This is a genomic window from Lactobacillus intestinalis (genome assembly GCF_024397795.1).
GTDB classification, from domain to species: Bacteria; Bacillota; Bacilli; order Lactobacillales; family Lactobacillaceae; genus Lactobacillus; species Lactobacillus intestinalis.
Map to the genome: position 1 here is coordinate 1,092,223 of NZ_CP072983.1, position 26,872 is coordinate 1,119,094.

The 26,872-nt window shown below is 36.6% G+C and carries 29 protein-coding genes and 2 tRNA genes; 7 read left to right on the forward strand and 24 right to left on the reverse strand.

The features are described 5' to 3' along the window. Positions 1-2: 2 nt before the first annotated feature. Complete coding sequence (gene ezrA / locus KBW87_RS05020) at positions 3-1,724, reverse strand: septation ring formation regulator EzrA (protein WP_057810894.1); 1,722 nt, start codon at positions 1,722-1,724, stop codon at positions 3-5. 284 nt (positions 1,725-2,008) lie between these two features. On the opposite strand from ezrA, the gene rpsD reads away from it, so the two are divergent. From rpsD to KBW87_RS05045, 5 genes are all read left to right on the forward strand, one after another. Beyond that, positions 2,009-2,620, forward strand: a complete 612-nt coding sequence (gene rpsD, locus KBW87_RS05025; RefSeq protein ID WP_004044792.1) for a 30S ribosomal protein S4 — start codon at positions 2,009-2,011, stop codon at positions 2,618-2,620. 74 nt (positions 2,621-2,694) lie between these two features. Then, a complete protein-coding gene (locus KBW87_RS05030) occupies positions 2,695-3,165 on the forward strand; it encodes a YueI family protein (RefSeq protein ID WP_057810892.1) in 471 nt (156 codons plus the stop codon). A 2-nt stretch (positions 3,166-3,167) separates the two neighbouring features. Continuing rightward, positions 3,168-4,466, forward strand: coding sequence for a replication-associated recombination protein A (locus KBW87_RS05035; protein ID WP_057810890.1), 1,299 nt, complete (start codon positions 3,168-3,170; stop codon positions 4,464-4,466). 305 nt (positions 4,467-4,771) lie between these two features. Beyond that, entirely contained in the window at positions 4,772-5,053 is a 282-nt protein-coding gene (locus KBW87_RS05040; RefSeq protein ID WP_057810888.1) for a hypothetical protein, read from the forward strand. Between the two features lie 48 nt (positions 5,054-5,101). Then, entirely contained in the window at positions 5,102-5,569 is a 468-nt protein-coding gene (locus tag KBW87_RS05045) for a universal stress protein (protein ID WP_057810886.1), read from the forward strand. A gap of 53 nt (positions 5,570-5,622) precedes the next feature. On the opposite strand, the gene KBW87_RS05050 is transcribed toward KBW87_RS05045, so the two are convergent. The 19 genes from KBW87_RS05050 to KBW87_RS05140 form a co-directional block, all read right to left on the reverse strand. Further along, a complete protein-coding gene (locus tag KBW87_RS05050; RefSeq protein ID WP_057810884.1) occupies positions 5,623-6,816 on the reverse strand; it encodes an FtsW/RodA/SpoVE family cell cycle protein in 1,194 nt (397 codons plus the stop codon). A 23-nt stretch (positions 6,817-6,839) separates the two neighbouring features. Next, a complete protein-coding gene (locus KBW87_RS05055) occupies positions 6,840-7,067 on the reverse strand; it encodes a DUF2969 domain-containing protein (RefSeq protein ID WP_004044804.1) in 228 nt (75 codons plus the stop codon). A gap of 189 nt (positions 7,068-7,256) precedes the next feature. Then, positions 7,257-8,414 carry an RNA-guided endonuclease InsQ/TnpB family protein gene (locus tag KBW87_RS05060; protein WP_255807054.1) on the reverse strand — a complete coding sequence of 386 codons (1,158 nt, stop codon included), beginning with the start codon at positions 8,412-8,414 and terminating at the stop codon, positions 7,257-7,259. A 163-nt stretch (positions 8,415-8,577) separates the two neighbouring features. After that, a complete protein-coding gene (yidD, locus tag KBW87_RS05065) occupies positions 8,578-8,871 on the reverse strand; it encodes a membrane protein insertion efficiency factor YidD (RefSeq protein WP_057810882.1) in 294 nt (97 codons plus the stop codon). 22 nt (positions 8,872-8,893) lie between these two features. Continuing rightward, entirely contained in the window at positions 8,894-9,880 is a 987-nt protein-coding gene (locus KBW87_RS05070; RefSeq protein WP_057810880.1) for a rod shape-determining protein, read from the reverse strand. Positions 9,881-9,962: 82 nt separating this feature from the next. Then, the gene (locus KBW87_RS05075; protein WP_057810878.1) at positions 9,963-10,193 is read right to left on the reverse strand and encodes a DUF1146 family protein; all 231 of its coding nucleotides are present in this window, start codon (positions 10,191-10,193) and stop codon (positions 9,963-9,965) included. A gap of 70 nt (positions 10,194-10,263) precedes the next feature. Next, entirely contained in the window at positions 10,264-10,701 is a 438-nt protein-coding gene (locus KBW87_RS05080; RefSeq protein WP_004044816.1) for a F0F1 ATP synthase subunit epsilon, read from the reverse strand. 11 nt (positions 10,702-10,712) lie between these two features. Next, positions 10,713-12,152, reverse strand: a complete 1,440-nt coding sequence (atpD, locus tag KBW87_RS05085; protein WP_004044817.1) for a F0F1 ATP synthase subunit beta — start codon at positions 12,150-12,152, stop codon at positions 10,713-10,715. Between the two features lie 22 nt (positions 12,153-12,174). Continuing rightward, the gene (locus KBW87_RS05090) at positions 12,175-13,137 is read right to left on the reverse strand and encodes a F0F1 ATP synthase subunit gamma (protein WP_057810876.1); all 963 of its coding nucleotides are present in this window, start codon (positions 13,135-13,137) and stop codon (positions 12,175-12,177) included. Positions 13,138-13,147: 10 nt separating this feature from the next. Further along, positions 13,148-14,659: a F0F1 ATP synthase subunit alpha gene (gene atpA, locus KBW87_RS05095; protein ID WP_004044821.1), complete on the reverse strand. Its 1,512-nt coding sequence runs from the start codon at positions 14,657-14,659 to the stop codon at positions 13,148-13,150. Positions 14,660-14,673: 14 nt separating this feature from the next. Further along, positions 14,674-15,222 carry a F0F1 ATP synthase subunit delta gene (locus KBW87_RS05100; RefSeq protein WP_004044822.1) on the reverse strand — a complete coding sequence of 183 codons (549 nt, stop codon included), beginning with the start codon at positions 15,220-15,222 and terminating at the stop codon, positions 14,674-14,676. Beyond that, a complete protein-coding gene (gene atpF / locus KBW87_RS05105; protein WP_004044824.1) occupies positions 15,222-15,731 on the reverse strand; it encodes a F0F1 ATP synthase subunit B in 510 nt (169 codons plus the stop codon). Before atpF ends, KBW87_RS05100 begins: the two co-directional genes overlap by 1 nt. Before the next feature lie 52 nt (positions 15,732-15,783). Beyond that, entirely contained in the window at positions 15,784-16,008 is a 225-nt protein-coding gene (atpE, locus tag KBW87_RS05110) for a F0F1 ATP synthase subunit C (protein ID WP_004044827.1), read from the reverse strand. An 18-nt stretch (positions 16,009-16,026) separates the two neighbouring features. Then, positions 16,027-16,740, reverse strand: coding sequence for a F0F1 ATP synthase subunit A (atpB, locus tag KBW87_RS05115; RefSeq protein ID WP_057810873.1), 714 nt, complete (start codon positions 16,738-16,740; stop codon positions 16,027-16,029). Between the two features lie 120 nt (positions 16,741-16,860). Next, a complete protein-coding gene (upp, locus tag KBW87_RS05120; protein WP_004044831.1) occupies positions 16,861-17,490 on the reverse strand; it encodes a uracil phosphoribosyltransferase in 630 nt (209 codons plus the stop codon). A 92-nt stretch (positions 17,491-17,582) separates the two neighbouring features. Beyond that, entirely contained in the window at positions 17,583-18,578 is a 996-nt protein-coding gene (locus KBW87_RS05125) for an L-threonylcarbamoyladenylate synthase (protein WP_057810871.1), read from the reverse strand. Continuing rightward, on the reverse strand, positions 18,578-19,420 hold the full coding sequence (gene prmC / locus KBW87_RS05130; protein WP_057810870.1) for a peptide chain release factor N(5)-glutamine methyltransferase: 843 nt from the start codon (positions 19,418-19,420) through the stop codon (positions 18,578-18,580). Before prmC ends, KBW87_RS05125 begins: the two co-directional genes overlap by 1 nt. After that, a complete protein-coding gene (prfA, locus tag KBW87_RS05135) occupies positions 19,413-20,498 on the reverse strand; it encodes a peptide chain release factor 1 (RefSeq protein ID WP_057810868.1) in 1,086 nt (361 codons plus the stop codon). The genes prmC and prfA overlap by 8 nt, the downstream gene beginning before the upstream one ends. Positions 20,499-20,522: 24 nt before the next feature. Continuing rightward, positions 20,523-21,122: a thymidine kinase gene (locus KBW87_RS05140; RefSeq protein ID WP_057810865.1), complete on the reverse strand. Its 600-nt coding sequence runs from the start codon at positions 21,120-21,122 to the stop codon at positions 20,523-20,525. A 141-nt stretch (positions 21,123-21,263) separates the two neighbouring features. Between KBW87_RS05140 and KBW87_RS05145 the strand changes: the two genes are divergently transcribed. After that, positions 21,264-22,616, forward strand: coding sequence for a Mur ligase family protein (locus tag KBW87_RS05145; protein ID WP_057810863.1), 1,353 nt, complete (start codon positions 21,264-21,266; stop codon positions 22,614-22,616). Positions 22,617-22,689: 73 nt separating this feature from the next. Here KBW87_RS05145 and KBW87_RS05150 read toward each other — a convergent pair. Both KBW87_RS05150 and KBW87_RS05155 read right to left on the reverse strand, forming a co-directional pair. After that, a tRNA-Gln gene (locus tag KBW87_RS05150) sits at positions 22,690-22,762 on the reverse strand. A 5-nt stretch (positions 22,763-22,767) separates the two neighbouring features. Continuing rightward, positions 22,768-22,839 (reverse strand) — tRNA-Glu (locus KBW87_RS05155). A gap of 97 nt (positions 22,840-22,936) precedes the next feature. Here KBW87_RS05155 and KBW87_RS05160 point away from each other — a divergent pair. Beyond that, on the forward strand, positions 22,937-23,947 hold the full coding sequence (locus KBW87_RS05160) for a serine hydrolase domain-containing protein (RefSeq protein ID WP_057810861.1): 1,011 nt from the start codon (positions 22,937-22,939) through the stop codon (positions 23,945-23,947). Positions 23,948-24,024: 77 nt separating this feature from the next. On the opposite strand, the gene KBW87_RS05165 is transcribed toward KBW87_RS05160, so the two are convergent. Both KBW87_RS05165 and KBW87_RS05170 read right to left on the reverse strand, forming a co-directional pair. Further along, positions 24,025-25,389 (reverse strand): DHA2 family efflux MFS transporter permease subunit, encoded by a 1,365-nt coding sequence (locus tag KBW87_RS05165; RefSeq protein WP_057810942.1) that lies wholly within the window; start codon positions 25,387-25,389, stop codon positions 24,025-24,027. Positions 25,390-25,534: 145 nt separating this feature from the next. Then, entirely contained in the window at positions 25,535-26,872 is a 1,338-nt protein-coding gene (locus KBW87_RS05170; protein WP_004044852.1) for a glucose-6-phosphate isomerase, read from the reverse strand.

Consider the following 26,872-nt stretch of genomic DNA (forward strand, 5'->3'; position numbering starts at 1 on the left):
TCCTATGCTTCTTTTTGCTTCTGTTCAGAATAGTAGGAATTTTCAAGTCGTTGGTAGGCACCAGGCTCTACTTTTTCAATGGCAGTCGCAATTGTATCCAAGGCTTCCTTATAATTATAATCGTTTTGGTATAATCTTAAAGCCTTTTGTTGTGCACGTTTAATCGCTTCATTTGAAGAATACTTATTTGAATATTGCAAAGTTAATTCAACCAAGTTTGCGGAATTAATGATATCATCTGCTTCACGCTTTAAACGTTCAACATCGTCGGAAATTTGAATCAATTCATCAGAGATTCTTTCCATATTAATTCGTACGCGACTTAGTTCTTCACTTACATGGCCTATTTCATTAACAACAAGCGTGTACATTTGCACAAATGAATCAGGATTGCCTGGTAAATTCCGTCTTTGAAGCCGACGATAAACTAATGAAACTTCTTGCTTAAAGTGATTAATAGAATCGTTAGCGACATTTTCAGAATCGTATAAGCCATCTACATCTTGAGACATTTTCTTTTGTTCTTCATCAATTTCACGCAAACGATCGAGCATCCGGAGCCATGAATCTTGAATTTGAGAGTAAACACCCTTTCCATCAGCAATATTTTGAGTTTGAACTGTATATTGCCGACTCATATCATTAACTTCTTGTTCTAAATGCTTACTTTCATCAAGTTCACCATGAGTCAATTCATAACTTTCATCGATATGCTTGAGTTTTTCAACTAACTTCTTAGAAGCACTCTGCTGGTGAGAAATAAGCGTAAACATCTTGCTTTGATTTTCTTCAACAAATGGACGTGCCTTGTATTCCTTAGCAAGAACTGAGTAAAGAGCATCGATTTGATTGGAGATTTTTTTATTTTGTTCAGCAAGTTCATTCATCTTAAGATCAGCCAGTAAATCTCTAGCTTTATCAATTTCAGTATGAATCTTTTTAATCTCTTCTAAAATATTTACTTCAGTAATGTAGTATTTCTCAGAGAGCATGTTCTTATATGTAGTAGAAAGTTCACGCAATTGATCTTGGAAAGTTGACTCAATTTGATGGTGACCTTCACGGATTTTTGGCAATTCTTCTTGTAAATTACTCAAATCCATTCGAATCTTAGATAAGACACGCTTAGCTTCCACATGATCTCCTTGAGAAGAGAGATTCTTAGCTTCATCAAAATCGCTATCCATTGCTGCCAGTTCATTTTCAAGTTGCTCAAGTGCTACCCCATAATCAAATGAATCGGCCAAAACCATCTTTCGAATTTCACGATAGGTTTTGATCAAAGATTCATATTGCACTTGGTTTTCTCGGTTAGATTCAAGCAATTCCGTAAAAACAGCCTTGGTATTACGAGCATCTTCAAAAGTTGGCTTGATGATTTCACGAGCTTGTTTAATATTTTTACGCGCTTTAAATAAATGATAATTACTATTTTGATCTGCAGCTTCTTCTACTAAATGTTGAACTTCAGGGATTTTAGCAGTTGAAGCTTCTTGGTAACTTTTTCGCCAAGTATTTAAAGTAGTTAGACTTTCCCCAGCCAAATCCATCTTATCTAAGCGATCAATGTCGCGTTCAAGATGCATTTTTTCAATTTTATTTACCAATTTATCAATAGCTTCGATTTCTTTAAGCTGACGTCGATTGGTAATTAGCATAAATGCCACAACAAGTATAACTACAATAATTACTGCTATAACGATTAGAGTTTCAATTGATGACATGTACTACCCTCCAAAACTACAATAATTATACCAGACCAACTAAAAAAGCGGGATAAAACCCGCCTTTTTTCTTGATTTATTATCAATACCTTTATATAATTGAATTCGTGTAAAATATTTGCAGCAATAAGTGACAAGAACGTCAACATCTTAATACGCTATCGAGTGAACGAGTAACCCACGCTGCAACGGGCGAAAATGGAAATTAAGATGCACGAATGTTGAACTTATTTGTGATATTTTACTCCAAAAATTATTATTAGATTTTATTGGAGGAATTTTATATGTCAAGATATACTGGTCCAAGTTGGAAGCGTTCAAGAAGATTAGGTATTTCACTTTCAGGTACTGGCAAGGAACTTGCTCGTCGTAACTACGCTCCAGGTCAACATGGTCCTAACAGCCGTGGTCGTGTTTCAGAATACGGTCAACAATTGCACGAAAAGCAAAAGTTACGTTGGATGTACGGCTTAAACGAACGTCAATTTAGAACTATGTTTGCTCGCGCTGGTAAGATCCGTGAAGGTGAACACGGTACTAACTTCATGATCTTGCTTGAACGTCGTTTGGACAACATGGTTTACCGTCTTGGTTTAGCTACTACTAGAGAACAAGCAAGACAATTAGTAAACCACGGTCACATCACTGTTGATGGCAAGCGTGTTGACATTCCTTCATACGAAGTTAGCGTAGGCCAAGTTATTGGTTTGAAGGATAAGTCAAAGAACTTACAACAAGTTAAGGATGCTCTTGAAGCAGTTACTGCTCGTCCATCATACGTTTCATTTGATGACAACAAGATGGAAGGTACCCTTGTACGTTTACCAGAACGTGACGAAATGAACCCAGAAATCAACGAAGCACTCGTTGTTGAATGGTACAACAAGTTACTTTAATTTCTTGTTTCATTTTATTTCAAAACCTTTCCCCTGCGGGAAAGGTTTTTTTATTAACTAAAAGGAGGATTTTTATGTCAGAAGATTTATCTAAGCGAGTTGAGCAAGCTGCTCAAGGAATTACTCCTCAAACCAAACCCGATGAAAGACGGCGCTATTTAGGATCCTTGCGTGAGCGAGTTTTAGTAAGAATGAATAATTCCGAACTTAAGGATCCTAAGTTAACTGCCCTTTTTCTCGAGCATATTCCTGATTATAAGGGCTATACAGTTTTAATTAATGGAAATATTGATGACAACAACTTTTTAAATAAGGTTGAAGCTACTTGTAGTAAAGATGACATCCCTTTTACTCTTATTTATAACGAAACCGCTAAAAAAGGTCCTGAAGACACTGCGGTTTTAGTTGTAGCTAAAGATGCCATCAACAAAATGCGCGTAGAAATTGGACAAGTCTATGCCCCAGAAATACCAAAAACCGAGCTTAAGAGTAGTGCGCCTGCCAAAAAGAGTTTTTGGCAACGTCTATTTCACAAAGGGGATTAGAAATGCATCCATTAGCCTATCGTATGCGTCCCAAGAATTTAGATGAAGTGGTGGGACAAGAACATTTAATTGGTCCTGGTAAAATCATCAAAAGAATGGTTGAAGCTCGGCTTTTATCATCGATGATTTTGTATGGACCACCCGGCATTGGAAAAACTAGTATCGCAAGTGCCATTGCCGGCTCTACTAAGTATGCTTTTCGAACATTAAATGCTGCTACTGACGGCAAAAAGCAGCTCCAACAAGTAGCTGAGGAAGGTAAGATGAGCGGAACTGTCATTTTACTTTTAGATGAAATCCATCGTTTAGATAAAACCAAACAGGATTTTCTCTTACCACTTTTAGAATCAGGACAAATCATTTTAATTGGTGCCACTACCGAAAATCCCTACATTTCGATCTCTCCTGCTATTCGCTCACGTTGTCAGATTTTCGAATTAAAGCCTTTATCTACTCAAGATGCTAAGAAAGCAATTGATCGAGCTTTAACAGACGAAAAAGAAGGCTTAGGGAAGTATCATGTTGAATTAGACCCAGATGCTAAAGAGCTTTTAGTTGAAAAAGGTAACGGTGATTTGCGTTCTACCCTAAATAGCTTAGAATTAGCAGTTCTTTCCACTAAGCAAGAACTTAAAGAAGCTGGAAAAGATGATTCAGCAATTAAAATTACTAAGAAAGAAATTTCCGATTCAATTCAACTTAAAAGTCAAAACTTTGATGCAGATGGTGATGGCCATTATGACTTAGTTTCCGCCTTTCAAAAATCAATTCGAGGGTCTGATGTGGACGCCGCCCTTCACTATTTAGCTAGATTAATTGAATCTGGGGACCTCATTTCAATTTGCCGTCGTTTAACTGTTATCGCTTATGAAGATATTGGCCTCGCTAATCCTGCAGCAGCTCAACATGCTTTTATTGCCATTCAAGCTGCACAAACATTAGGTTTTCCAGAAGCGAGAATCCCCTTAGCAAATGCAGTGATTGAACTTGCTCTTTCACCCAAAAGCAACAGTGCAATCATGGCAATTGATAGTGCTTTAAGTGATGTAAAAAACAAGCGAATTGGTGCAATTCCCAACCGTTTGAAAGATGCTCACTATTCTGGCGCTAAAAAGCTAAATCATGGAAATGACTACATCTATCCTCATGATTATCCTGGTGATTGGATTGCTCAACAATATCTTCCTAACAACTTAATGGGCGTACAATATTTTAATGCTAAAGGCAATTCTAAAATTGAAAAAGGTTTAAAAAAGCAATACGAGATTTTACGAAAAATGCAGGCTGAAGGACTTAACTAGCTCAAATTGAAATGTTTGACATTTAAATCTAGTTTGCGTATTATAATAAGTGATCTGAGTTGATCGACAAGCTTAAATGTATAAAGTTGACCGATCAAACTATAAGACGTGGGAGTTAGTAAATAACTACCGAATCGGAATACTGGCATTGTGCCCAGGATCCATATTCGCTGCGATACTAACTCAAATATTGAACATTGCGGGTTCAACAAGCGTCATTATGCTATGTTCAGTCGACTCGGATTTTTTGGAACTTAATGGGCGACCGAGTAAAATCGGTCGTCTTTTGTATTGGAGATTTTTACATGGTTATCAAAATCGTAATGGGCATTTTCATCATTGTTCTTGCCCTCACCTCTTGGTATATGTGGCACAGACGTAGTGGCCATTTCATTATTTATGATGTTGGCAGCAATCCCCGTCTCGGCTCAATCCTAAAATGGACCTCTATCGCCTTAATGTTGGAAAGCATTCTTGGTGTCTTGATTTTGTTTTTAGCTAACAAGTATATGAACTTGATTACCTTGATTCTAGGTTCGATGACAATCTTAATTTTTGGTTTATTAATTAATCAAAAGAATGATTAACTTCCTGCTAATTTTGGTAAAATAGATAGTAGGAAGAGGTGCAGAAAAATGCTTACACAATATCAACATATTCAAGTTTCCGTTGACGGGTCAAAAGAAGCAGACTTGGCTTTCAGCAAGGCTGTCGTAATTGCGAAACGTAACGGAGCAATTTTAGATATCTTACATGTCATTGATACTCGTTCATTCCAAAACGTTTCAAGCTTTGATTCAGCTATGGTTGAACAAGTATCAAACGATGCTAAAAAGAGAATGGAAGAGTACAAGAGTCGCGCAATCAAAGCCGGCATTAAAGATGTTCACTATTCCATTGAATTCGGTTCACCAAAGACAATCATTGCTCGTGATTTCCCTAAAAAACACGATATCGACTTAATCGTAGTTGGGGCAACGGGTCTTAACGCAGTTGAGCGTTTATTAATTGGTAGTGTTACGGAATATGTAACTCGTACAGCAAATTGCGATGTTTTAGTTTGCCGTACACAAGAAATTAAAGATGCACTTAGTGCTGATTAATTATTTTGTAAACAAAAAACTTTCAAGTTCTAAAGCTTGAAAGTTTTTTTATTCTAAAAATCACCTGCTGTACTAAACATGTAATCTTTATTATGAAATTTCATTGATAGAATCATTCCAATTCCTATCATATTTCCGATCAAGGCAGAACCACCTTGAGAAATAAATGGCAATGGAATACCTGTTAATGGCAATAGATCAATACTCATTCCAATATTTTCAAATACGTGGAAAAGAATCATCATGATGACACCCGTTGCAATGTATGAATAGAATGCATTTCTAGTATCAAACGAAATCTTTACCATTTGAATGATTAAATATAGGTAAATTAAAATTACGGCTACACTACCAACGAATCCAAAAGTTTCTCCAATTACTGAATAAACCATGTCAGATCCACGGACTGGCACATAAACACTTACTTTACCAAATCCATTACCAAATAACTGTCCTGACCCGATAGCCTGCATACTTTGCCATAATTGGTAAGCACTAGAGCCCGTATCAGTTGCGGGACTGAGCCATGCATCAATTCGCTTAAATTGATATGCTTGGAAGAAATGACTTAAAAATGATCTTCCGACTGGTGTGACCACTAGCAAAATCACGGCCGCCCCTAGAATGATTATCGTTCCATACAGGGGAATAATTATTTTCCAACTTATTCCTGATACTAAAGTTACCCCACCAACAATAGCAAAGAAAACCAACATTGTACCAAAGTCGTTTTGTAATTTTAACAAAACGGCTACTGGAAGAAGCCATAAAACAATTTTTCCAATTAAAAGCCAATCATTTCGGAGAGTATGAGCATATTTCTCATTATGATCTCGCACTACACGTGCCAACATCAAAATGAAGGCTGGCTTCATAATTTCAGACGGCTGGAAAGTTAATGGCCCTAACTTAAACCAACTTTTAGCCCCAGTATCCTGATAAACACTGCGGTTATAAAGAAATAGAACTGCAATCAAAAGAATTATTCCCAGGGCATAAATATAGGGGGCTATTCGGAATAGTTGGTCCGCATCAAATTGCATTACAAAAATAGCAATCCCAATTGAAATTAAATACCAAACTCCCTGCATTAATACCGCTTTAGTTGGTGTTCCCATATGACTAGGGTCATTTACCGCAGATACATAAATAGAATACAATCCAATCAAAGCCAATGCTATAACTGGAAAGACAACATTCCAAGCGATTCTATCAACTAAACTTGTTTTGTTTTGTACTTGTACCATTAAATAATCACTACTTAATTATTTTATTTTTCATGTAAAGTAAAGTATGAAAGTAAATCATTAATACTGCTTTCTAAACTCTTAGCAAATAATACATTGCTAGTTTTAGAAGTAGTTGCACGATAACGTCCTTCTACCTTTTCAATTAAACCAATTGATTTTTTATTAGGGATAATAACTTCCCAAGTAGGGACACTCTTACCTTTAAGTTCATTTACTTCAACATCAATATTAACTAATTTTTTGGACATATTTCCTGCTATATAAAACATAGAAATATGTAGAAGAATGCGAATTTTCTACATATCAGAAAGATATATTTTTCCTTTCTTTGTTTCACTTACTGTCGTCTTCACTAGTATTCCGATATTCCAATATAGGAGTAATCACATTGACCAGCTCCTCCAGCTTAAGGGCCTAGCCAGCCCCGTTTATTTTCTTTATTTTGCTAAAGCTAAAAGATTTAATACTGCATTTGCATCTCGATCGTTACTGTAGCCACATTCATAACAGATATACTCATTATGCTTAGTGGCATGCTTTTTGTTGCCCTGCAAGGTAATCTTTTCATCACCCTTTTTGACATAGCCGCACTGAGCACATCTTTGAGTTGATGGGTAGGTTTTATCGGCTAAGACCAATTCTTTGCCATACCAATCGCATTTGTAAGTTAATATCTGTCTGAATTTACCAAAGAGCGATCTTTGCATACCCTTTGAAGCGACATGCGTCATCATCATTTGCTTTACTGCTAAATCTTCAACTACAATGTGGTCGTAATCATTAACAAGCTTAGTAGTGAACTTCTGTAAAAGATCGTTTTGAATATTAGCTACTCTGCGATAATCTCTTTGCAATTTGGTTCTCACTGCAAAGTAATTATTGGATTTAGCAGCCAACTTACCGTTAACCTTTCTTTTGCGTGCTAAGACTCTTTGATAATGTTTAATCCGCTTATACAGCTTTTGTAGTTTAGCAGGCAAAACAATGATTTGCCCCTCGGTATAGTTGAAATGACCAACATTGACATCAACTGCCGTTTTTTGATGAGTTTTAGTCTTAGCCGGTATGTCTTCTTCATAAGGCAAAGCTGCATAATAGCTATCTTTTTCTTTGAAGATACTTACTACCTTAACTTCATTCATCTTTAAGGCTTCATAACTTGCTAGATCAAACCAACTATCTTTTGAAATGCTTATTGGACGATCGAGACGAAGCTTGCCGTTAACAATCTTGGCACGATCAGTTTTAAAGCCTTGTCTAGGTGCCTTCTTAGATCTAAATCTAGGCTTGCCCCAACCAGGCTGAGCTTTATCAAAGAAGTTCTTCCAAGCATTAGCCAAGTCTTTAACAGCTAATTGTAAGCATCGAGCTGACAAACCATATTGCCAGTCGGCTTTATTAGCCACTAATTCATCGCGGACTCTGCGTTCGTTAGGACTGGGATTATCTTTTTTGCTTAATGTATGAGCTTCATACATTAACTGCCAAGTTTCTAGGCCTTTATTCCAGCAGTATCTGCGATAATCGCACAAAGCATCAAGATGCTTTTGCATGGTCTTATTAACTTTTAGCTTTACTACTTGTGTTTTAATCATTGCTTCACCTCCTTAAATACAAACATAAGTTTATCTAAGAAGGCGAAACAAAACAAGTAAAAATTGAATTAAAGCCTATTTTCCATGTTTAACTTTCTAAATAAGCTTAATCTTTTGCTTTTATCTACAAATTTCTATATTTTTGTTAACAGTTAATCAGCTCCTACTTGCTATCCGGATGAAATTTCTTGGCAATAATTTCGTCTTCATATCTTTCCGGATGCGGATTTCGAAAAATAGTAAATTTATCGGGAACGGGATCTACCCCTCCCCTTATAAAAGGATTACAGCGTAATATTCGACATATTCCCATAATTAAACCTAAAATTGGGCCATGCTTTTTTAGAGCATCTATCATATAATTCGAACAAGTGGGATAGTATCTACAACTATCAGGTAGCACTGGCGAAATAATGGTTTGATAAATTTTAACTAAAAAAATCAAAATCTTACGCAAGTAAAACTCCTCACTTTAATAATTAACGCTTATGCTTTTCAATATTCTTAAGCAATACTCCAGTTCCTAGAGCAACAGCTTCTAACGGATGATCAGCTGTTAAAACAGGCACTTGTAAGTGATGTGAAATAAGCTTATCAATATTTTTAAGCATTGCTCCACCCCCAGTAAGCATAATACCACGATCAATGATATCAGCTGATAATTCTGGTGGAGTAGTTTCTAGCACTTGCTTAGTAGCAGCAACAATTGACATTAAACCACTTTCAAGAGCTTTTTGAATCTCTTCAGCTGTTACTGTAGCTTGTCTTGGCAAACCATCAACAACATCTCGACCTCTAACAGTCATAGTTGCATCTGGATCCGGTTCAAACGCACTACCGATTTCAATTTTAATTTGTTCGGCAGTTCGTGAACCAATAAGCAAGTTATGTTTACTCTTAATATGAGAAATAACTGCTTGATTCATGCTATCACCAGCATAACGAACAGATTCGCTAGTAACAATTTCACCCATTGATAAAATGGCCACATCAGTAGTACCACCACCGATATCAATTACCATATTACCTTGAGGTTTGAAAATATCTAATCCTGCACCTACGGCTGCAACCTTAGGCTCAAAATCGAGATAAATCTTGCCCCCACCAGATTTTTCTGCAGCTTGAATAATTGCCTTTTGTTCAATTGAAGTAATACCTGTTGGTGCACAAATTAAAATATTTGGCTTAGTCATAAAGCCTTTTACATTCAATTTTTGAATAAAATATGAAAGCATAGCCTCAGTAATATCAAAGTCTGCAATCACTCCATTTTTTAATGGGCGAATTACTCTAATATTACCAGGAGTTCTACCTACCATATTATATGCTTCTGTTCCGACCGCTACTACCTTATTAGTACTAGTGTTTACGGCTACCACAGAAGGCTCATTTAAAACAATACCTTTTCCAGAGACATTAATAAGCACATTTGCTGTCCCTAAATCGATTCCTATATCTCGTGCCACGATGATCCTCCCTAAATATTCATGGTCCATTTTACCATAAAAGCTAAAATGTTGTCTTAAGAGTTACTGTTTTAAAGAACTTTTAAAAGAAATTACTTAATTGCATCGATTGATCGATAAAAGTAATAACAAAGTTCCCGACTAAAAATCCTAATGCAATTGCAATAAATAATAATAAAATTTGCGCTTCAAAATTATGATTTTTTCGAATAAACTTTTCTACTCTCAAAGCCTTAATTGCGTGGAATGATAATCCAACAGTAATTAAGTAAATAATTATACTAATTACTGCGTGAACGCCTAATTGAAACATATCTCCTCCGTTTTGACTACATAATTATAACAAAAAACGGACGCACATAGTGCATCCGTTTAATTAAGCATTATTTTTTAGAATTATAAACACTAATTCTATTCACAGCTCTTCTCAATGCAATTTGAGCTCTTTCTAATGAACGCTCATCGTGCTTTTCACGTGCTTCCTTCATTCTCTTTTCGGCACGTTCCTTAGCAGCTTGGGCACGAGAAACATCAATATTTCTAGCACGTTCAGCACTATCGGCAATAATAGTTGCAACATTGTTAGAAAATTCGATGTAACCACCACTAACAGCAATATGATCAACAACTTGATTCATTTCACGACTACGTTTAACCTTTACATCTCCAATAGCTAAAGGAGTTAAAAGTGGAACGTGATTGTACATGATAGAACGTTGTCCATCAATCGCACGCATATCAATGATACTTGAGCGGTGAGAATAAATTAAACCATCCGGAGTTACAACATCTACTTTAAAAAGCTTTTCTGGATCTGCCATCTGACATCACCCTACTTTTCTAGCAATGCTTTAGCTTCTGGATCACTTGGTGTAACGCCCATTTCTTTTGCTTTCTTCAAAACATCAGTAATTGGACCTACACCACGAAAGGCATCTTCTGGCAAGTCATCAAGGTGACCATCCAAAATCATCTTAAAGCCTTTAATAGTTTCCTTAATTGGAACATATGAACCAGGAACACCAGTAAATTGTTCAGCTACGAAGAAGTTTTGAGATAAGAAGAATTGAACTTTACGAGCGCGAGCTACGATAAGTTTTTCTTCATCAGATAATTCATCCATACCCAAAACTGAAATAATATCTTGCAATTCATGATAACGTTGTAAAACGTGTTGTACACGAGTAGCAACTTCATAGTGTTCTTTACCAACCACTTCAGGGTCAAGGGCACTTGATGAAGATTCAAGTGGGTCAACGGCTGGATAAATACCTTGCTCAACTAAGCTACGTTCCAAGTTGGTAGTAGCATCCAAGTGAGCGAAAGTAGTAGCTGGAGCTGGGTCAGTATAGTCATCGGCTGGAACATAAACAGCTTGAATAGAAGTAATAGAACCCTTCTTAGTTGAAGTAATTCTTTCTTGCAATTGTCCCATTTCAGTAGCCAAAGTAGGTTGATAACCAACGGCACTAGGCATACGACCCAAAAGGGCTGAAACTTCTGAACCGGCCTGGGTAAATCTAAAGATGTTATCGATGAAGAGTAACACGTCTTGACCTTCAACATCTCTAAAGTATTCAGCAAGTGTTAATCCAGTTAATGCTACACGCATTCTGGCACCAGGTGGCTCATTCATCTGACCAAATACCATGGCAGTCTTGCTCAAAACACCGGATTCTTTCATTTCGTAGTAAAGATCGTTACCTTCACGAGTTCTTTCTCCAACACCAGTGAAAACTGAAATACCACCGTGTTCTTGGGCAATGTTATGAATTAATTCCTGAATGATAGTGGTTTTACCAACACCGGCACCACCGAACAATCCAACCTTACCACCACGAACATAAGGTTCAAGTAAGTCAATAACTTTAATACCAGTTTCGAGAATTTCACGACTAGTGGTCAAGTCTGAATACTTAGGTGCATCCTTATGGATTCCTTCACGTGGATGATCTTTAGGAAATGCTGGACCATTATCAATTGGTTGACCCAAAACATTAAATACACGTCCCAAAGTATCTTTACCAACTGGAACAGAAATTGGGCCACCAGTATCTTCGACTTTCATTCCGCGTCGAAGACCATTGGTAGATTCCATGGAGATCGTTCTTAATACACCATCACCAAGTTCAAGTGTGACTTCAAGTGTGATTGTTTCATCTTTTGACTTAATAACTTTAAGAGCGTTATTAATATCAGGTAGTTCCTTGTTAAGTGGGAATTTAACATCGACAACAGGGCCGATTACTTGAACGATTTCACCTTCACTCAAAACATCTACCTCCTTTTCCTAATTACTCTAAGGCATTAGCACCACTGATAATTTCAGTAATTTCAGTAGTGATTTGTGCCTGTCTTGCACGGTTTAACTTAGTAGTTAAATTTGATACCAGATCATCTGCATTATCACTAGCACTTTGCATAGCTGTCATTGAACTAGCATGTTCTGCAGTTTTTGCATCCAAAATAGCTCCGTAAATAGTTGAACGAGCGTATTGTGGGAGTAGTGACGTAAGCACAGTATTAGTATCTGGTGCAATATCATATTCTAATTGTTGATGTGCTTCAGCTTCCTTAAGACCAATATCTAAATCGACAATTGGAAGCATTTTTTCAACACGAAATGCTGATGAAAGTGAGTTGACATGGTGAGTATAACAAACATATAACTCATCATATACTCCATTCATATACATTTTAATCGCAGTTGAAACAATTGGCATAGTTTCTTCAAAAGTTGGCACATCACTAATATCATCATTTTCATATACAACATTTAAGTTGTTCTTTTTAAAGAATTGTGCACCAACTGAACCAACAGCTAAGATCTTAATATCTTTATTTTCGGCCTTAGCATCTTCAAAAAGTCCCATCATATTCTTTAAAACAGAACTATTATAAGATCCTACAAGTCCACGATTACCAGTAATAACTAAATATCCCGTAGACTTGATATTTTTACGTTGTTGAATTAAATCCGACGTAATTCCTAAGCCAAAAACATTTGCATAATCAAGTTTAGCTATATTTTTTTCATTAATTGGCGCATTTGCTTCACGAAGATGATCTACAACTTGTGAACTCATTAAATGAGATAAAGTCTTTCGAACGTGATCATTATAAACAGTATAATTTTTATCACGCTTTTCAGTTTGATTCAACTTTGAAGCAGAAACCATTCTCATGGCTTGCGTAATTTTACCAGTTTGCTTAACTGAAGCAATCTTTTTCTTCAACTCAAGTAAAGATGCAGGCATAATCTACCTCCTAATTCTTACTTGGTGAAAAACTATCATTAAATTCCTCAATAGCAGCTTGCAATTTCTTTTCATCTGGTAATTCACCAGTTTCACGAATGTGCTTAAGAAGATCTGCATGACTACTATCAAAATTGTCGTAGATTTCTTGTTCATAACGAGCAATATCTTCAACAGGAATTGAATCTAGGTAGCCGTGAGTTAATGCATAAAGGATCAAAACTTGCTTTTCGACAGGAATTGGATCATGAAGTGGTTGCTTCAATACTTCTACAGTACGACGACCACGATTCAATTTTGCTTGAGTAGCTTGATCCAAATCACTACCAAATTGTGCAAAACTTTCAAGTTCACGATATGCAGCAAGGTCGGTACGTAAAGTACCAGCTACCTTCTTCATAGCCTTAATCTGTGCATTACCACCAACACGAGAAACTGAGTTACCAGCATCAATGGCTGGACGAGTTCCAGCAAAGAACAAATCACTTTGTAAGAAGATCTGTCCATCAGTGATGGAAATAACGTTAGTTGGAATATATGCAGAAATATCTCCAGCTTCAGTTTGAATAAATGGTAAGGCAGTCATAGATCCGCCACCCAACTTATCACTTAACTTAGCACTACGTTCCAAAAGACGTGAGTGTAAGTAGAAGACGTCACCTGGGTAAGCTTCACGACCAGGTGGACGACGGAGAAGCAAGGAAAGTTCACGATATGCGACTGCTTGTTTTGATAGGTCATCAAATACAATCAATACATCCCTGCCATTGTACATAAATTCCTCACCCATAGCAGTACCAGCATATGGTGCAATATAAAGCATTGGTGCTGGCTCACTTGGGCCGGCTTCAACAACGATAGTATAATCCATCGCACCGAAGCGCTTTAAAGTTTCAACTTGAGTTCTAACGGTTGATTCCTTTTGACCAATTGAAACGTAAATACAAATTACGTTCTTACCCTTTTGATTCAAAATAGTATCAATAGCCAAACTAGTCTTACCAGTCTTACGGTCACCAATAATCAATTCACGCTGTCCACGACCAATTGGAACCAAAGCATCGATAGCTTTAATACCAGTTTGAAGTGGTTGATCAACTGATTGACGATCCATAACACCAGGAGCTTTAGATTCAATTGGACGAGTCTTATCAGTCTTAATTTCACCTAAACCATCAACTGGTTGACCTAATGGGTTAACAACTCTACCGATTAAGGCGTCACCTACTGGAACTTCCATGATACGGCCGGTTCTCTTAACACGGTCACCTTCACGAATATCGTCAAAATTACCTAAAATAATGATACCCACATCGTTTGATTCTAGGTTTTGGGCAATACCGTAAGAGCCATTATCAAATTCCAACAACTCATTAGACAAGACATTGTCAAGTCCGTGAGCACGAGCAATACCATCACCAACATAAGTTACAACACCAACTTCATCGATATTTAACTTATCATCGTAATGTTCAAGTTGTTGCTTGATCAAAGAGCTAATTTCTTCCGCTTTAATGCTCAATGGTTTCACCTCTTTTAATTTTCATCAATTAATTGCGTACGAATCTTCTTAAGTTGGGTTTTTACTGACCCATCGATCACACGATCCTTTACTTGAAGGATTACGCCGCCTAAAATACTTGGATCAACTTTATTCTCAAGACGCACAGCCTTTAGGTTATATTTATTTGCATAACTATCACCCAAACGCTTAAGTTGATCATCATCTAATTTAACTGCAGTAGTTACAGTACCAGATGCGATTGACTTCTTTTCATCATAAAGGTTATTGAAGTAATCAATAATATCTATTAGATATTCAAAACGATTATATTCTAGTAATAAATTCAAGAAACCTTGAACTTCTTGAGAAAAATCTTTCTCAATAGCTTCTAAAGTCTTCTTTTTTTCCTCACCATTTAAAACCGGATCACTCATGACACCAATGATAGCAGGATTTGCCTCAACAGCTTTTTTCAATTCTCCCACTTCTTCATAGACATCATCTAAAACCTTGTTATCTTCTGCAAAGCCAAACAATGCAGTACCATAACGAGCAGCTATCTCTTCTCTACTCAAAGCCATTAATCATTCAGCCCCTTAATAAATTGGTTGACTAAATCTTTTTGGTCTTCAGCAGATAAATTCTTAGCAATAATTTTTTCAGCAATTGCTACAGAAATGTCTGCAACTTGATCACGCGCAGCATCCAAAGCTTCAGTTTTTGCTTTCTTAGCATCTTCTTCAGCTTTCTTTCGGATTGAAGCAGCATCAGTGTTAGCGTTAGCTACAATTTCACTGCTTGTCTTTTGCGCATTTTCCTTTGCGTCAGAGAGAATTTTAGTTGCCTCTTGTCTTGAATCTTTTAATGCAGCTTCACGCTCGTTAGCCAAAGTTTCGGCTTTCTTACGATCGCTTGCAGCTGAATCCAAGTCATCAATAATTTTTTGCCGCCGTTTTTCCATCATATCAGAGACAGGACCCCAAGCATAATGCTTAACCAAAAGCATTAGGATGGCAAAAATAACAAGATACCAGATAGCATTACCTAGGTATATGTGATGTGAGGCTGCAAATAATGTTTGAACTGTCATTTACTGCCCTTCTCTCTTTTAATAATCTATCTTTAACTTAAAAAAACTAAAATTAAAGGAATAGAATCAAGAAGGCAATAACGATTGCTAGAATTGGAACGGCTTCAATCAAACCAACACCAATAAACATAGTTGCTCTTAAGTTACCTGCACTCTCAGGTTGACGGGCCATACTTTCAATAGTCTTTGAAATAACTTGACCGTTACCGTAAGAAGCAGCTAAGGCTGCTAAACCAGCTGCAATTGATGCAGCAAGATATTTAAAAGCTTCTGACATAAATAAACCTCCAAAAAATTATTCTTTGGTAACTTTTTTACCAATGTAAACCATTGATAGAGTTACAAATACATATGCCTGGATAGAGCCAATGAAGACAGAGAAACCTTGCCAAATCATGGCCAATGGAGCTGCTAAAACCATAGTTGGTAGACCGAAACTTGTAGCCAAGCGATCACCAATTAATGTTAGTAAAACTTCACCAGCATAAATATTACCGTACAGACGCAATGATAGTGTTAAAAAGTTAGTAAATTCCTCAATTATATTAATTGGTAGTAAAAAACTAACTGGAGCAGCATAATTCTTTAAATAGCCACCTACACCAAATTTTTGCACTCCGAACGTGAATGATAGAAGCAAGGTCATCATTGCAAACGACATTGTCGCCACAGGGTCAGCAGTTGGTGATTTGATAACCATCCAATCATCGACTTTAACTTCCAAGAACATACCTAATTGGTTCATGAACCAAATGAAAAGAAACAAAACAAAAGCATAAAGCGATAGATGTTTTTGTGCATCGACATCTTCCACATTATCTTTAACGATACCATTAGTGAAGTCGAGCATATACTCCATCACATTCTGTCGTTTATTTGGTTTCATTTCAACTTTCTTGGAAAGCCAAACACAGAGGAACAAAACAGCCAATGCCATAAGTGTTGAACCAATAATACCTACCATATCAAAGTTCAACCCCATGAATTGAACAACCCATGATTTCTCCATTACTTCGTGACCTCCCTTCTCGTGTTGAAATAAACTCGAACACGTCTACAATATTAACACCAAAAAATGACTTTGTGAAAATTGTAAGCGCATTAAATTTTATTTTTTTACGAATTAAGATTATTTAGTACCGAATAATCTATCTCCAGCATCCCCTAAACCAGGAAAAATATAACCGTTATCAAGCAATTTTTCATCTTCTGCTGCTGCATAAATATCAACATCAGGATTTGCTTCTTGAACGGCTTTAATACCTTCTGGAGCTGCTACTAAAACGGCTAACTTAATATCCTTAACTCCACGCTTCTTCAATGCAGCAATAGCGTCATTAGCTGAACCACCAGTTGCAAGCATTGGATCAACGATCAAACATTCACGTTCTGCAATATCCTCTGGAGCCTTGAAGAAATATTCATGTGGCTTCAAAGTCTTTTCGTCGCGATACATACCGATTACCGCAATCTTTGCTGATGGTACCATTTCAAGAACACCATTAAGCATCCCCATACCTGCACGTAAAATTGGCACAATGGTCAATTTTTTACCAGCAATTTCCTTTTGAACTGTCTTACCAACTGGTGTCTCAATTTCGACATCTTCAAGTGGTAAATCTCTGGTGATTTCATAGGTCATCAAACCACCAATTTCGCCGACAATTCTACGAAATTCGTTAGAACCAGTTTCTTTACGACGAATGATTGTCAATTTGTGTTGAATCAATGGGTGATCCAAAACTACAAACTTACCCATAGTGCTTATTGCCTCCTATAAAAAACTAAAGTAACATCATCATTATTTTATCAAAAAAGCAAAGGGTTTAAACCCTTTGCTTTAAATTTTCACTAAAAATGATGCCCACCGGCAGCTTTATTTAATCTATTCATATACGCCAAGCTTGCTTGACCCTCATTGAAGCCTTGAACGTAGATTTGCGTAATATCTTTTTTATCATCAAAATAGCGCAAACCACTAAACAAATTATGATCTGCATCAACTAAATTTCGACCCAAATTAAATTTATTAGCCTTAGGCAAATCAATTTTGTCCAGTTCATCTTCTAAAGCCATTACGCCAATGTGATCGTTAAAATCAATTTTGGCAAAATCATTTACATCATCAACTACAACTACTGGAGCACTTGGAGCATAATGACGATATTTCATTCCTGGAGCTTTTGGAATTTCTTTATCAGAAACTTTCCCAGTGTTAATAAGAACTTCCTCACCTAAAACTTCGCTAATTTCTTCAGGAGTAATTTCACCAGGACGCAAAACAATAGGAGTTTCAACTGATAAATCAACAATGGTTGACTCAAGGCCCACACGGGTTTCTCCCCCATCAATAATTCCAGCGATTTTCCCCCTTAAATCATGATAAACATGCTGAGCAGTTGTAGGACTTGGCTTAGTTGATGTATTAGCCGACGGCCCAACAATTGGATAGCCAAGCTTAGCAATTAAATCATGAGTTAATTTATCATCAGGACAACGAAAAGCAACTGTCTTTAATCCGCCGGTCACAGCGGTTGGTAAAGAACCCTCTTTTACAAAAAGCAAAATAGTCAAAGGACCAGGCCAAAAGTGTTTGATCAATTTTTTAGCACGATCAGGTACACTTTTTGCATATCTTTCAACCATTTTTTCATCAGAAACAGTTACAATTAAAGGATTATCACTTGGACGCCCTTTGGCCTTATAAACATTTTTAACTGATTCCTCTTTAGTTGCAATTGCACCTAAACCATAAACAGTTTCGGTTGGAAAAGCCACCAATTCGCCTTCTCTTAACAATGCAACTGCCTCATCTATTTGATCTTTAGCAAAAATCTTCGTTTCCACTATTTTTGCCACCTTCCATGTACCATTCTTGGCTTTTGTGCCATATCATTTCTGAATTCAATATCAAAATCAGGAAGCTCTTTAGCAAACAAATCTTCTAATTGTTCTTTTTCACTAAAGCCATACTCTAAGAAAAATTCCCCATGACTATTTAAATGGTCACGAACTTGTTTGGCGAATTTCTCATAAAATTCAATACCATTTTTGCCACCAAATAAAGCTTCTTTGGGCTCATTTTGAAGAACATTTTGATCCATGTCCTTCTTTTCATTCTCCTTGATATAAGGTGGATTTGAAATAATTTTATCAAATTTTGCCAAACCAATTAAGACGTTGGCTTTTCGAGTAGTCACGTCTAAATCATAATTCAAAAAGTTTTCTTCGCTCATTCTTAAAGCTTTATCAGTAATATCGGAAGCATACAAAGTAAGGTCTTTGATCCCCTTCTTTTCAGCTTCTTTACCTAAAGCCACAGTAATGCAGCCTGATCCAGTTCCTAAATCAAGTACAGTATCACCATCTTTTAAACTGTCCAAAGCCCATTCCACTAGTTCTTCAGTTTCAAATCGAGGAATTAAAACTCCCCGCTCCACCATAATCTTGTAGCCTAAAAACCAAGCATAGCCCAAAATGTACTGAGGAGAAATTCCTTTAGCTAATTTCTTAACATCTTTTCGAATTTGCTTAACTTGCTCATCAGTTAAAAGCATGTCTTGTTTTAATTCAAATTCACTGGGAGTTAAATTTAAGCGTTCTGCTAAAACATAATCTACATCTTCAGCAAGGGCATTTGCTGCCACTTCGCCTGCTTTTGTACGTACTTCTTTTAAAGTTTTAGGCATTATCAGCCAACTCCTCTAATTGCTTAGTTTGGTTATACAAAATAAGTGCATCGATAATTTGATCAAGTTCACCATTCATTACACGGTCCAATTTATTAATGGTGAGTCCAATGCGGTGATCAGTAACTCGGTTTTGAGGATAGTTATAAGTTCTAATTCTTTCTGAACGATCCCCAGTACCCACTGCATCTTTTCTTTGAGCATCATATTGATCACGGTTTTGGCTTTCGTAATAATCATAAACACGTGATTTTAAAATTTGCATAGCTTTTTCACGGTTTTGTTGCTGACTTCTTTGATCCTGCATAGCAACAACGATTCCAGTTGGAAGGTGAGTCATACGCACCGCACTAGAAGTTTTGTTAATGTGCTGACCACCCGCACCACTTGAACGGTAAACATCAACACGAATATCTTTGGGATCAATATCAATATCAACTTGTTCATATTCTGGCATAACCGCAACAGTAGCCGTTGAAGTATGAACTCTACCCTGTGATTCAGTTACTGGAACACGTTGAACACGGTGAGCACCATTTTCGTATTTAAGTTTTGAATAAACTTTATCTCCAGTAATCATTAAACCAACTCGTTTATAACCGCCAACCTCAGTTGGTTCTGAGTCAATTAATGAAACATTCCAGCCTTCTTTTTCAGCATATTTTTCATACATTCTAAGTAAATCACCAGCAAATAAAGAAGCTTCATCACCACCAGCAGCTCCACGAATTTCCATGATGATATCCTTATCGTCATTAGGGTCCTTTGGCAACATCAAAATCTTGATTTGGTCTTCAAGTTCATCAACTTCTTTTTCCAAATCAGAATTTTCTTCTTTGGCCATTTCTACTAAATCACTATCAGATTCACTAGAAATGATTTCCTTGTTGTCAGCAATTTCTTTTTTATCAGCTTTATACTTATTGTATTTTTGAACTACTTCTCTAAGGTCTGCTTCTTCCTTAGAAATTTCCATGTAGCGTTTTGTATCATTGATGACTTCAGGATCCGCCATCATTTCTTGAAGTTCTTCATAGTGTGCAACTAAGCCTTCAAGTTGTGCCATCACTTTATCCATATAAAAATCCTCTCTTTTGAAAAATTATCTTATTGTATCTGGGTGAAAATAATGGAAGCGACAAACTGGATAATAACTTTCATCGCCACCAATTTGAACTTGCTCACCTTCATACACAGGCTTGCCATTATTAATTCTTAAATTCATGGTAGCTTTATGGCCACAATAATGACAAATTGTCTTCATCTCTTCTATTTTATCAGCATAGATCAATAAATTCTCGCTACCTTCAAAAAGATGATTCTGAAAATCATTTTTAAGTCCAAATGCCATTACTGGAATTTTAAGCTCATCAACAATTCTAGCGCATTCTAGGACATGATGTTTCTTTAAAAATTGAGCTTCATCAATTAACACACAAGCAATTTTTCCATCACCTGCTTCTTCATCCTTCGTACTTTTGGCTTGCACTAAGTCAAACAAGTTCATCTTATCATCAACTGGAATTGCTTTTCGATGCAACCCAATTCTAGAAGCAACAGTTCCTGCACCATCTCTAGTATCTAAACCACTGGTCATTAAAGCAATCTTGCGACCCTGTGCTTCATAATTATGAGCAACTTTTAAAATCTCAATCGTTTTGCCGCTGCTCATTGCTCCATATCTAAAAAACAGTTGCGCCATCATTATTCCCCTTTTATAAAATTATCCGCCTATATAGTATAGAGGAAAAATCAATTTTGTGTAGTCAAACAGGGCGAAAAAACTCGTTTTCGGCCCCTCTCTATGATATAGTAAAGTTTAGTTTTAAAGTGAGGGATTTACATGAGTTTAAAATCAGGTGTTGCAAAAGTTGCTGGAAAAAGCTCATATTGGTTCTTGCATAATGTTTTAAAAGGTGGAACCAGTTTTCCAGGCAAACTGGCAATGAAAATTGACCCAGAAGTACTTAATTCTTTAGCCAAAGGCTATGAAACAATTATTGTAACAGGTACTAATGGGAAAACGATGACAACTGCTTTAATTGTTGAAGCACTTAAGAAAAAGTACGGCGATATTTTAACCAATCCGTCAGGTTCAAACATGCAACAAGGGATTGTTACTGCCTTCTTAGCCCATAAAAATAAAAAAGTTAAGCGTAAAATTGCCGTTTTGGAAGTTGATGAAGCCAATGTTAAGATGGTAACTAAGCTTCTTCATCCAAGTGCTTTCGTTTTAACTAACATTTTTCGTGATCAGATGGATCGTTATGGTGAAATTTATACTACCTATGAAAAGATCGTTAACGGAATTAAGTTAGCACCAGATGCAACCATTATTGCAAACGGGGACGCAAGTATTTTTTCATCAGTTGAATTACCAAACAAAAAAGTCTTCTATGGCTTCAAATTACCTGATGATAAACCAGAAAATGATTTTAAAGCACCTGTTAATACAGATGGTGTTTTATGTCCTAAGTGTGATCATATTTTACACTTCCATGAACGCATTTATGCTAACTTGGGTGATTTTTTCTGTCCTAACTGTGGCTACCACCGTCCAGAATTAACATATACTGTTAACAAGATTATCGATCAAACCCCTAACAGTTTGAAATTCCGGATGGGTGAAAAAGATTACTCAATCGGCATTGGTGGTACTTACAATATTTACAATGCTTTAGCTGCTTATTCTGTAGCTCGTCAGTTTGGGTTGAGCGAAGAAGAAGTTGCGGAAAGTTTTGCAGAAAATAAGCGTATTTTTGGACGTCAGGAATTAATTAAGTACAAGAACAAAGATATCGACTTAATCTTAGTTAAAAATCCGGTTGGTCTTGATGAAGTTTTACATATGTTAAATACTGAAAAAGATAACTATTCTTTAGTTACTTTACTTAATGCTAACCATGCTGATGGAATCGATACTTCTTGGATTTGGGACGCAGACTTTGAAGGATTGAACAAAGACAAGATCAAAAAGATCTTAGTTGGTGGGGAACGCTGGCATGATATGGGCTTTAGACTTGAAATTTCCGGATTTGATCCAGGCACCATGCTTACTAGCCCAGATTATGATTCTTTAATTGAAGAAATCGCTAAGCTTCCAACCAAGAAAGTTTATATTTTATCAACTTATACTGCAATGCTTGCTTTGCGTAAAACAATGGCTGAAAAGAAAATTATCAAGGCTGGTATGTAAAAACAAAAAAAGATGGCTGTTAAGCCATCTTTTTTGTTTAATTTATAGTTTAATAATAACTAAAAGGAGTTAATTGAGATATTGGGGCTCGAACCCAAACATCCAGGAACCAGAATCCTGTGCCTTACCAATTTGGCTATATCTCAGTCAATCACCCGTACGAGAATTGAACTCGTAACTCCACCTTGAGAGGGTGGCGTCTTAACCATTTGACCAACGGGCAAATTCAACAATGATATTATAAAGGAATGTGATATCATTGTCAAGAAAACATTAAATAAAACCACTTATATTTTAATTGAAATGGAGATACAACTTTTATGATCGACTATTCTACAACTCAGCATTTAATTGAATCTATGGTATCTCAGCGGATAGTACCTGGCGTAAATTACGCTTTTATCAATAAAAATCAAGCTTTTACTTCTACAATCGGTTTTGCAAGTTTATATCCAAATAAAACGCAGCTAAGTCCTTTTGCCGAGTATGATTTAGCAAGCTTAACAAAAGTTTTAGCAACTGAAAATGTACTTTTAAAATTATATGACCAAGGTAAACTTAGCTTTAACGAGCCTTTACAAGAATTTATTCCAGAATTTAAAGATTCTCGAGTTCGGCTCTTTCACTTATTGACGCACACAAGTGGGATTCGCGGCTGGATTCCTCATCGAGATGAATTAAATCATGACGATCTTTTAAAAGCTATTATCCATCTGCCAGTTACTGATGAATTTAATACAAAAATGCGCTATGCTGATACTAACTTTATCTTATTAGGATTAGTAATAAAAAGAATATATGGCGCTCCCATTCAAGAAGTAGCAACTCAAGAAGTTTTAAAACCTATGGGGCTAAAACATACGACTTTCCATCCTAATAAAACAGACTGCATCCCTACCGCAATTGTTGAGGGAAAGCTTCTTAAAGGCACTCCCCATGATCCTAAAGCGCGACAATTAGGCGCCGACTGCGGCTCCGCTGGACTTTTTTCAAATATGACCGACTTAATTAAAATTAGTAAGGGATATTTAGGACTCGATCGCAATATTCTTCCTTATAGTCAAGAATTGGTCGGCAAATTGTTTGACAATAAAAATCCTCACTCCGTTAAAGCTCGTTCATGGGGATGGGATTTGCGTTTTGATCCAAAAGCTAATTATCCCATCATTTTACATACTGGTTTTACTGGAACTTTGATAATTTTAGACAGAATCAAACAATCGGGACTCATCTTACTAACCAACCGCGTTCACCCTTCAGGACACAATCTTGTATTTTTAGCCATGCGCGAAAAAATTATCCAAAGTTTCCTCAAGGAAAATGCAATTTAAAAAGACGACTGGTGTTCAGTCGTCTTTTTTCTCACTTATTTCATACATCCATGTTTAGTATAATATATTTTTTTGATTTATTGAACTATAACCTTTTCTAAATCAAACATTTTGAAATAACAAAATAAAATTATAATTCCTAAAGCAAAAGTGAAGTAAAATGCTGCCTGGCTTCCATGAGCCGTTAAAATTGCGTAGGAAGCACCACCCTTATTTTGCCAAATGGCCATAATTGAAGCCATGATCGTTGTTCCTACCGAACCAGCTAATTGCTGACTTGTTTGGCAAACTGCGGTCGCATCTGCTCTCAAATGTCCACTCTGTAACTTTAAAGCTTCAGCCATTGTATTACTAAAGGCCATCCGGTGCCCTAACATCAAAATCCCATAAAAGATAATCAGCATCATAATCGTCAAATCTAAGCCGAAAAGCGCAAACAATAAACAACTAATTGTCATTAAAATCCCCCCTAAATATAAAGGAATTTTTGCCCCGACCCGATCATAAATGGATCCAAATAATGGGTTAAGCAGTCCCGCAATGATACTTCCTGGCAATAAAATTAATCCACCGATTAAAGACGATTGATGACCAACAATTTGAACATAATTAGGTAAAACAAAACTAGTTCCGATATTAATAAACTGAAGCAAAAAATATGCTAATGCACCATAAACAAAAGCTCGTTGCTTAAAAACCTCTAAATCAAGTAACTTTCTTTGAGATTTTTTTGACCACATCGTAAAAATATAAAACAACAAGAACGAGGAAATTAACAATCCCCATAAAGCCCAACTTTTAAATCCATGACTTATTTGATTTACACCCAAAGTTAAAGTAATAAATGCCAATGCTAAAATAATAAATCCTAGCCAATCAAAACTATTTTTCTTAACTTCATGATATTTTTTAATGACAAAAATTCCTGCTATAAAGACAATTGCAGCAAAAATTATTACTATTATAAAGATGTAGCGCCAATTCAAATAATAATTAACAGCTCCGCCAAACGCTGGCCCTAAAGTTGGTGCCATGGCTACCACTAACCCAGCAATTCCCATATAGAGGCCCCATTTGGGCCGGGGCATAATTTCTACAATAAGATTAAACATCAAGGGTATACTTAAACCTGCACCAAAAGCAGAAATGAGGCGTCCTAAAAGTAGTAAAGGAAAATCTGGTGCTACTGCACTTATCAAGCTCCCAATAATAAATCCAGAACATGATACAATGAACAATTCTCGCGCAGTAAAACGCTCATTTAAATACGATGAACAAATCATAATTATTGCAATCATTAGTAAATAGCCTGTTGTTGTCCATTGGACTACATCTAAACTGACCCCAAATTGCTTCATCATTGTTGGAAAAGTGACATTCAAACTAGTTTCTGTCAAAATTCCTACAAAGGACATAAAAGCTGTCGCTAAAACAGCTAACATATTTTTAGTTTCTTGGCTTTTCTCCACAAAAAATCTCCTCTCATACAAAAAGGGCAGAAGCAAAATAGCTTCTACCCTTTCTTTAGTTACTAAGTAACTATATTAGACGTATAATGATCAAAAATTATACTGAGTATACACTTGATTAAAGACGCTTAGCTAAGTCGTCATGTAAGTTTTCATAACCTGGCTTGTTAAGAAGACCAAACATATTACGCTTGTAAGCTTCAACACCTGGTTGGTTGAATGGGTTAATCCCGTTCAAGTAACCTGAAATAGCAATAGCTAATTCGAAGAAGTAAATAAGGTAACCCAAAGTATGTTCAGTTTGATCTGGAATGTTAACAGTCATAACTGGAACACCACCGTCAGTGTGAGCCAAAACAACACCTTCGTAAGCACGATCGTTTACGTAGTTTAAGCTCTTACCTTCCAAGAAGTTAAGTTGATCCAAGTTCTTGTCATCGCCTGGAATCTTAACATCGTGGCGTGGATTTTCAACACGGATAACAGTTTCGAACAAGTTACGAAGACCTTCTTGGATGTATTGACCAAGTGAGTGAAGGTCAGTAGTAAAGTTGGCACTTGATGGGTAAATACCCTTTTGGTCCTTACCTTCAGATTCACCCATCAATTGCTTGCACCATTCACCAAACATTCTAAGGCTTGGTTCGTAGTTTTCAACGATTTCAGTAGTGTAACCCTTGCGGTAAAGAATATTACGGATTGCAGCGTATTGGTATGGAGAAGGCTTGCTCAAATCAGTTTCAGTGTAATCTGCACGAGCATCAGCAGCACCCTTCATCAATTCATCAATGTTTGCTCCTGAGGCAGCAATTGGAAGCAAACCAACAGCTGAAAGAACACTGTAACGACCACCAACATCATCTGGAACTACAAATTCTTCGTAACCTTCTGCGTCAGCTTCAGTCTTCAAAGCACCCTTTTGACGGTCAGTAGTTGCATAAATTCTCTTAGCAGCTTCTTCTTTACCGTACTTCTTAATTAACTTATCCTTGAAAATTCTGAATGCTACTGATGGTTCAGTAGTAGTACCTGACTTAGAAATTACGTTAATACTAAAGTCCTTGTCACCTAACCATTCGATAAGGTCGTAAAGGTATGAACCTGAAAGTGAGTTACCACAGAAGACAACTGTTGGCATATCGCTTTCTTCCTTACCGTAGAAATTGCTATTCAAAAACTCAATTGCAGCTTGTGCGCCAAGGTATGAACCACCAATACCGATACAAATTAAAACATCTGAATCACTTTGAATCTTCTTAGCAGCCTTCTTGATACGAGCAAATTCTTCCTTGTCGTAATCTACTGGCAAATTAAGCCATCCACGGAAATCGCTACCAGCACCAGTACCTTCACGGAGTTCAGTGTTAGCAGCGTTGACCATAGCTTGCATTTCACTCAATTCATTTTCATGAATGAATGGTGCTAATTTACTACTATCAAATTTAATTAAACTCAT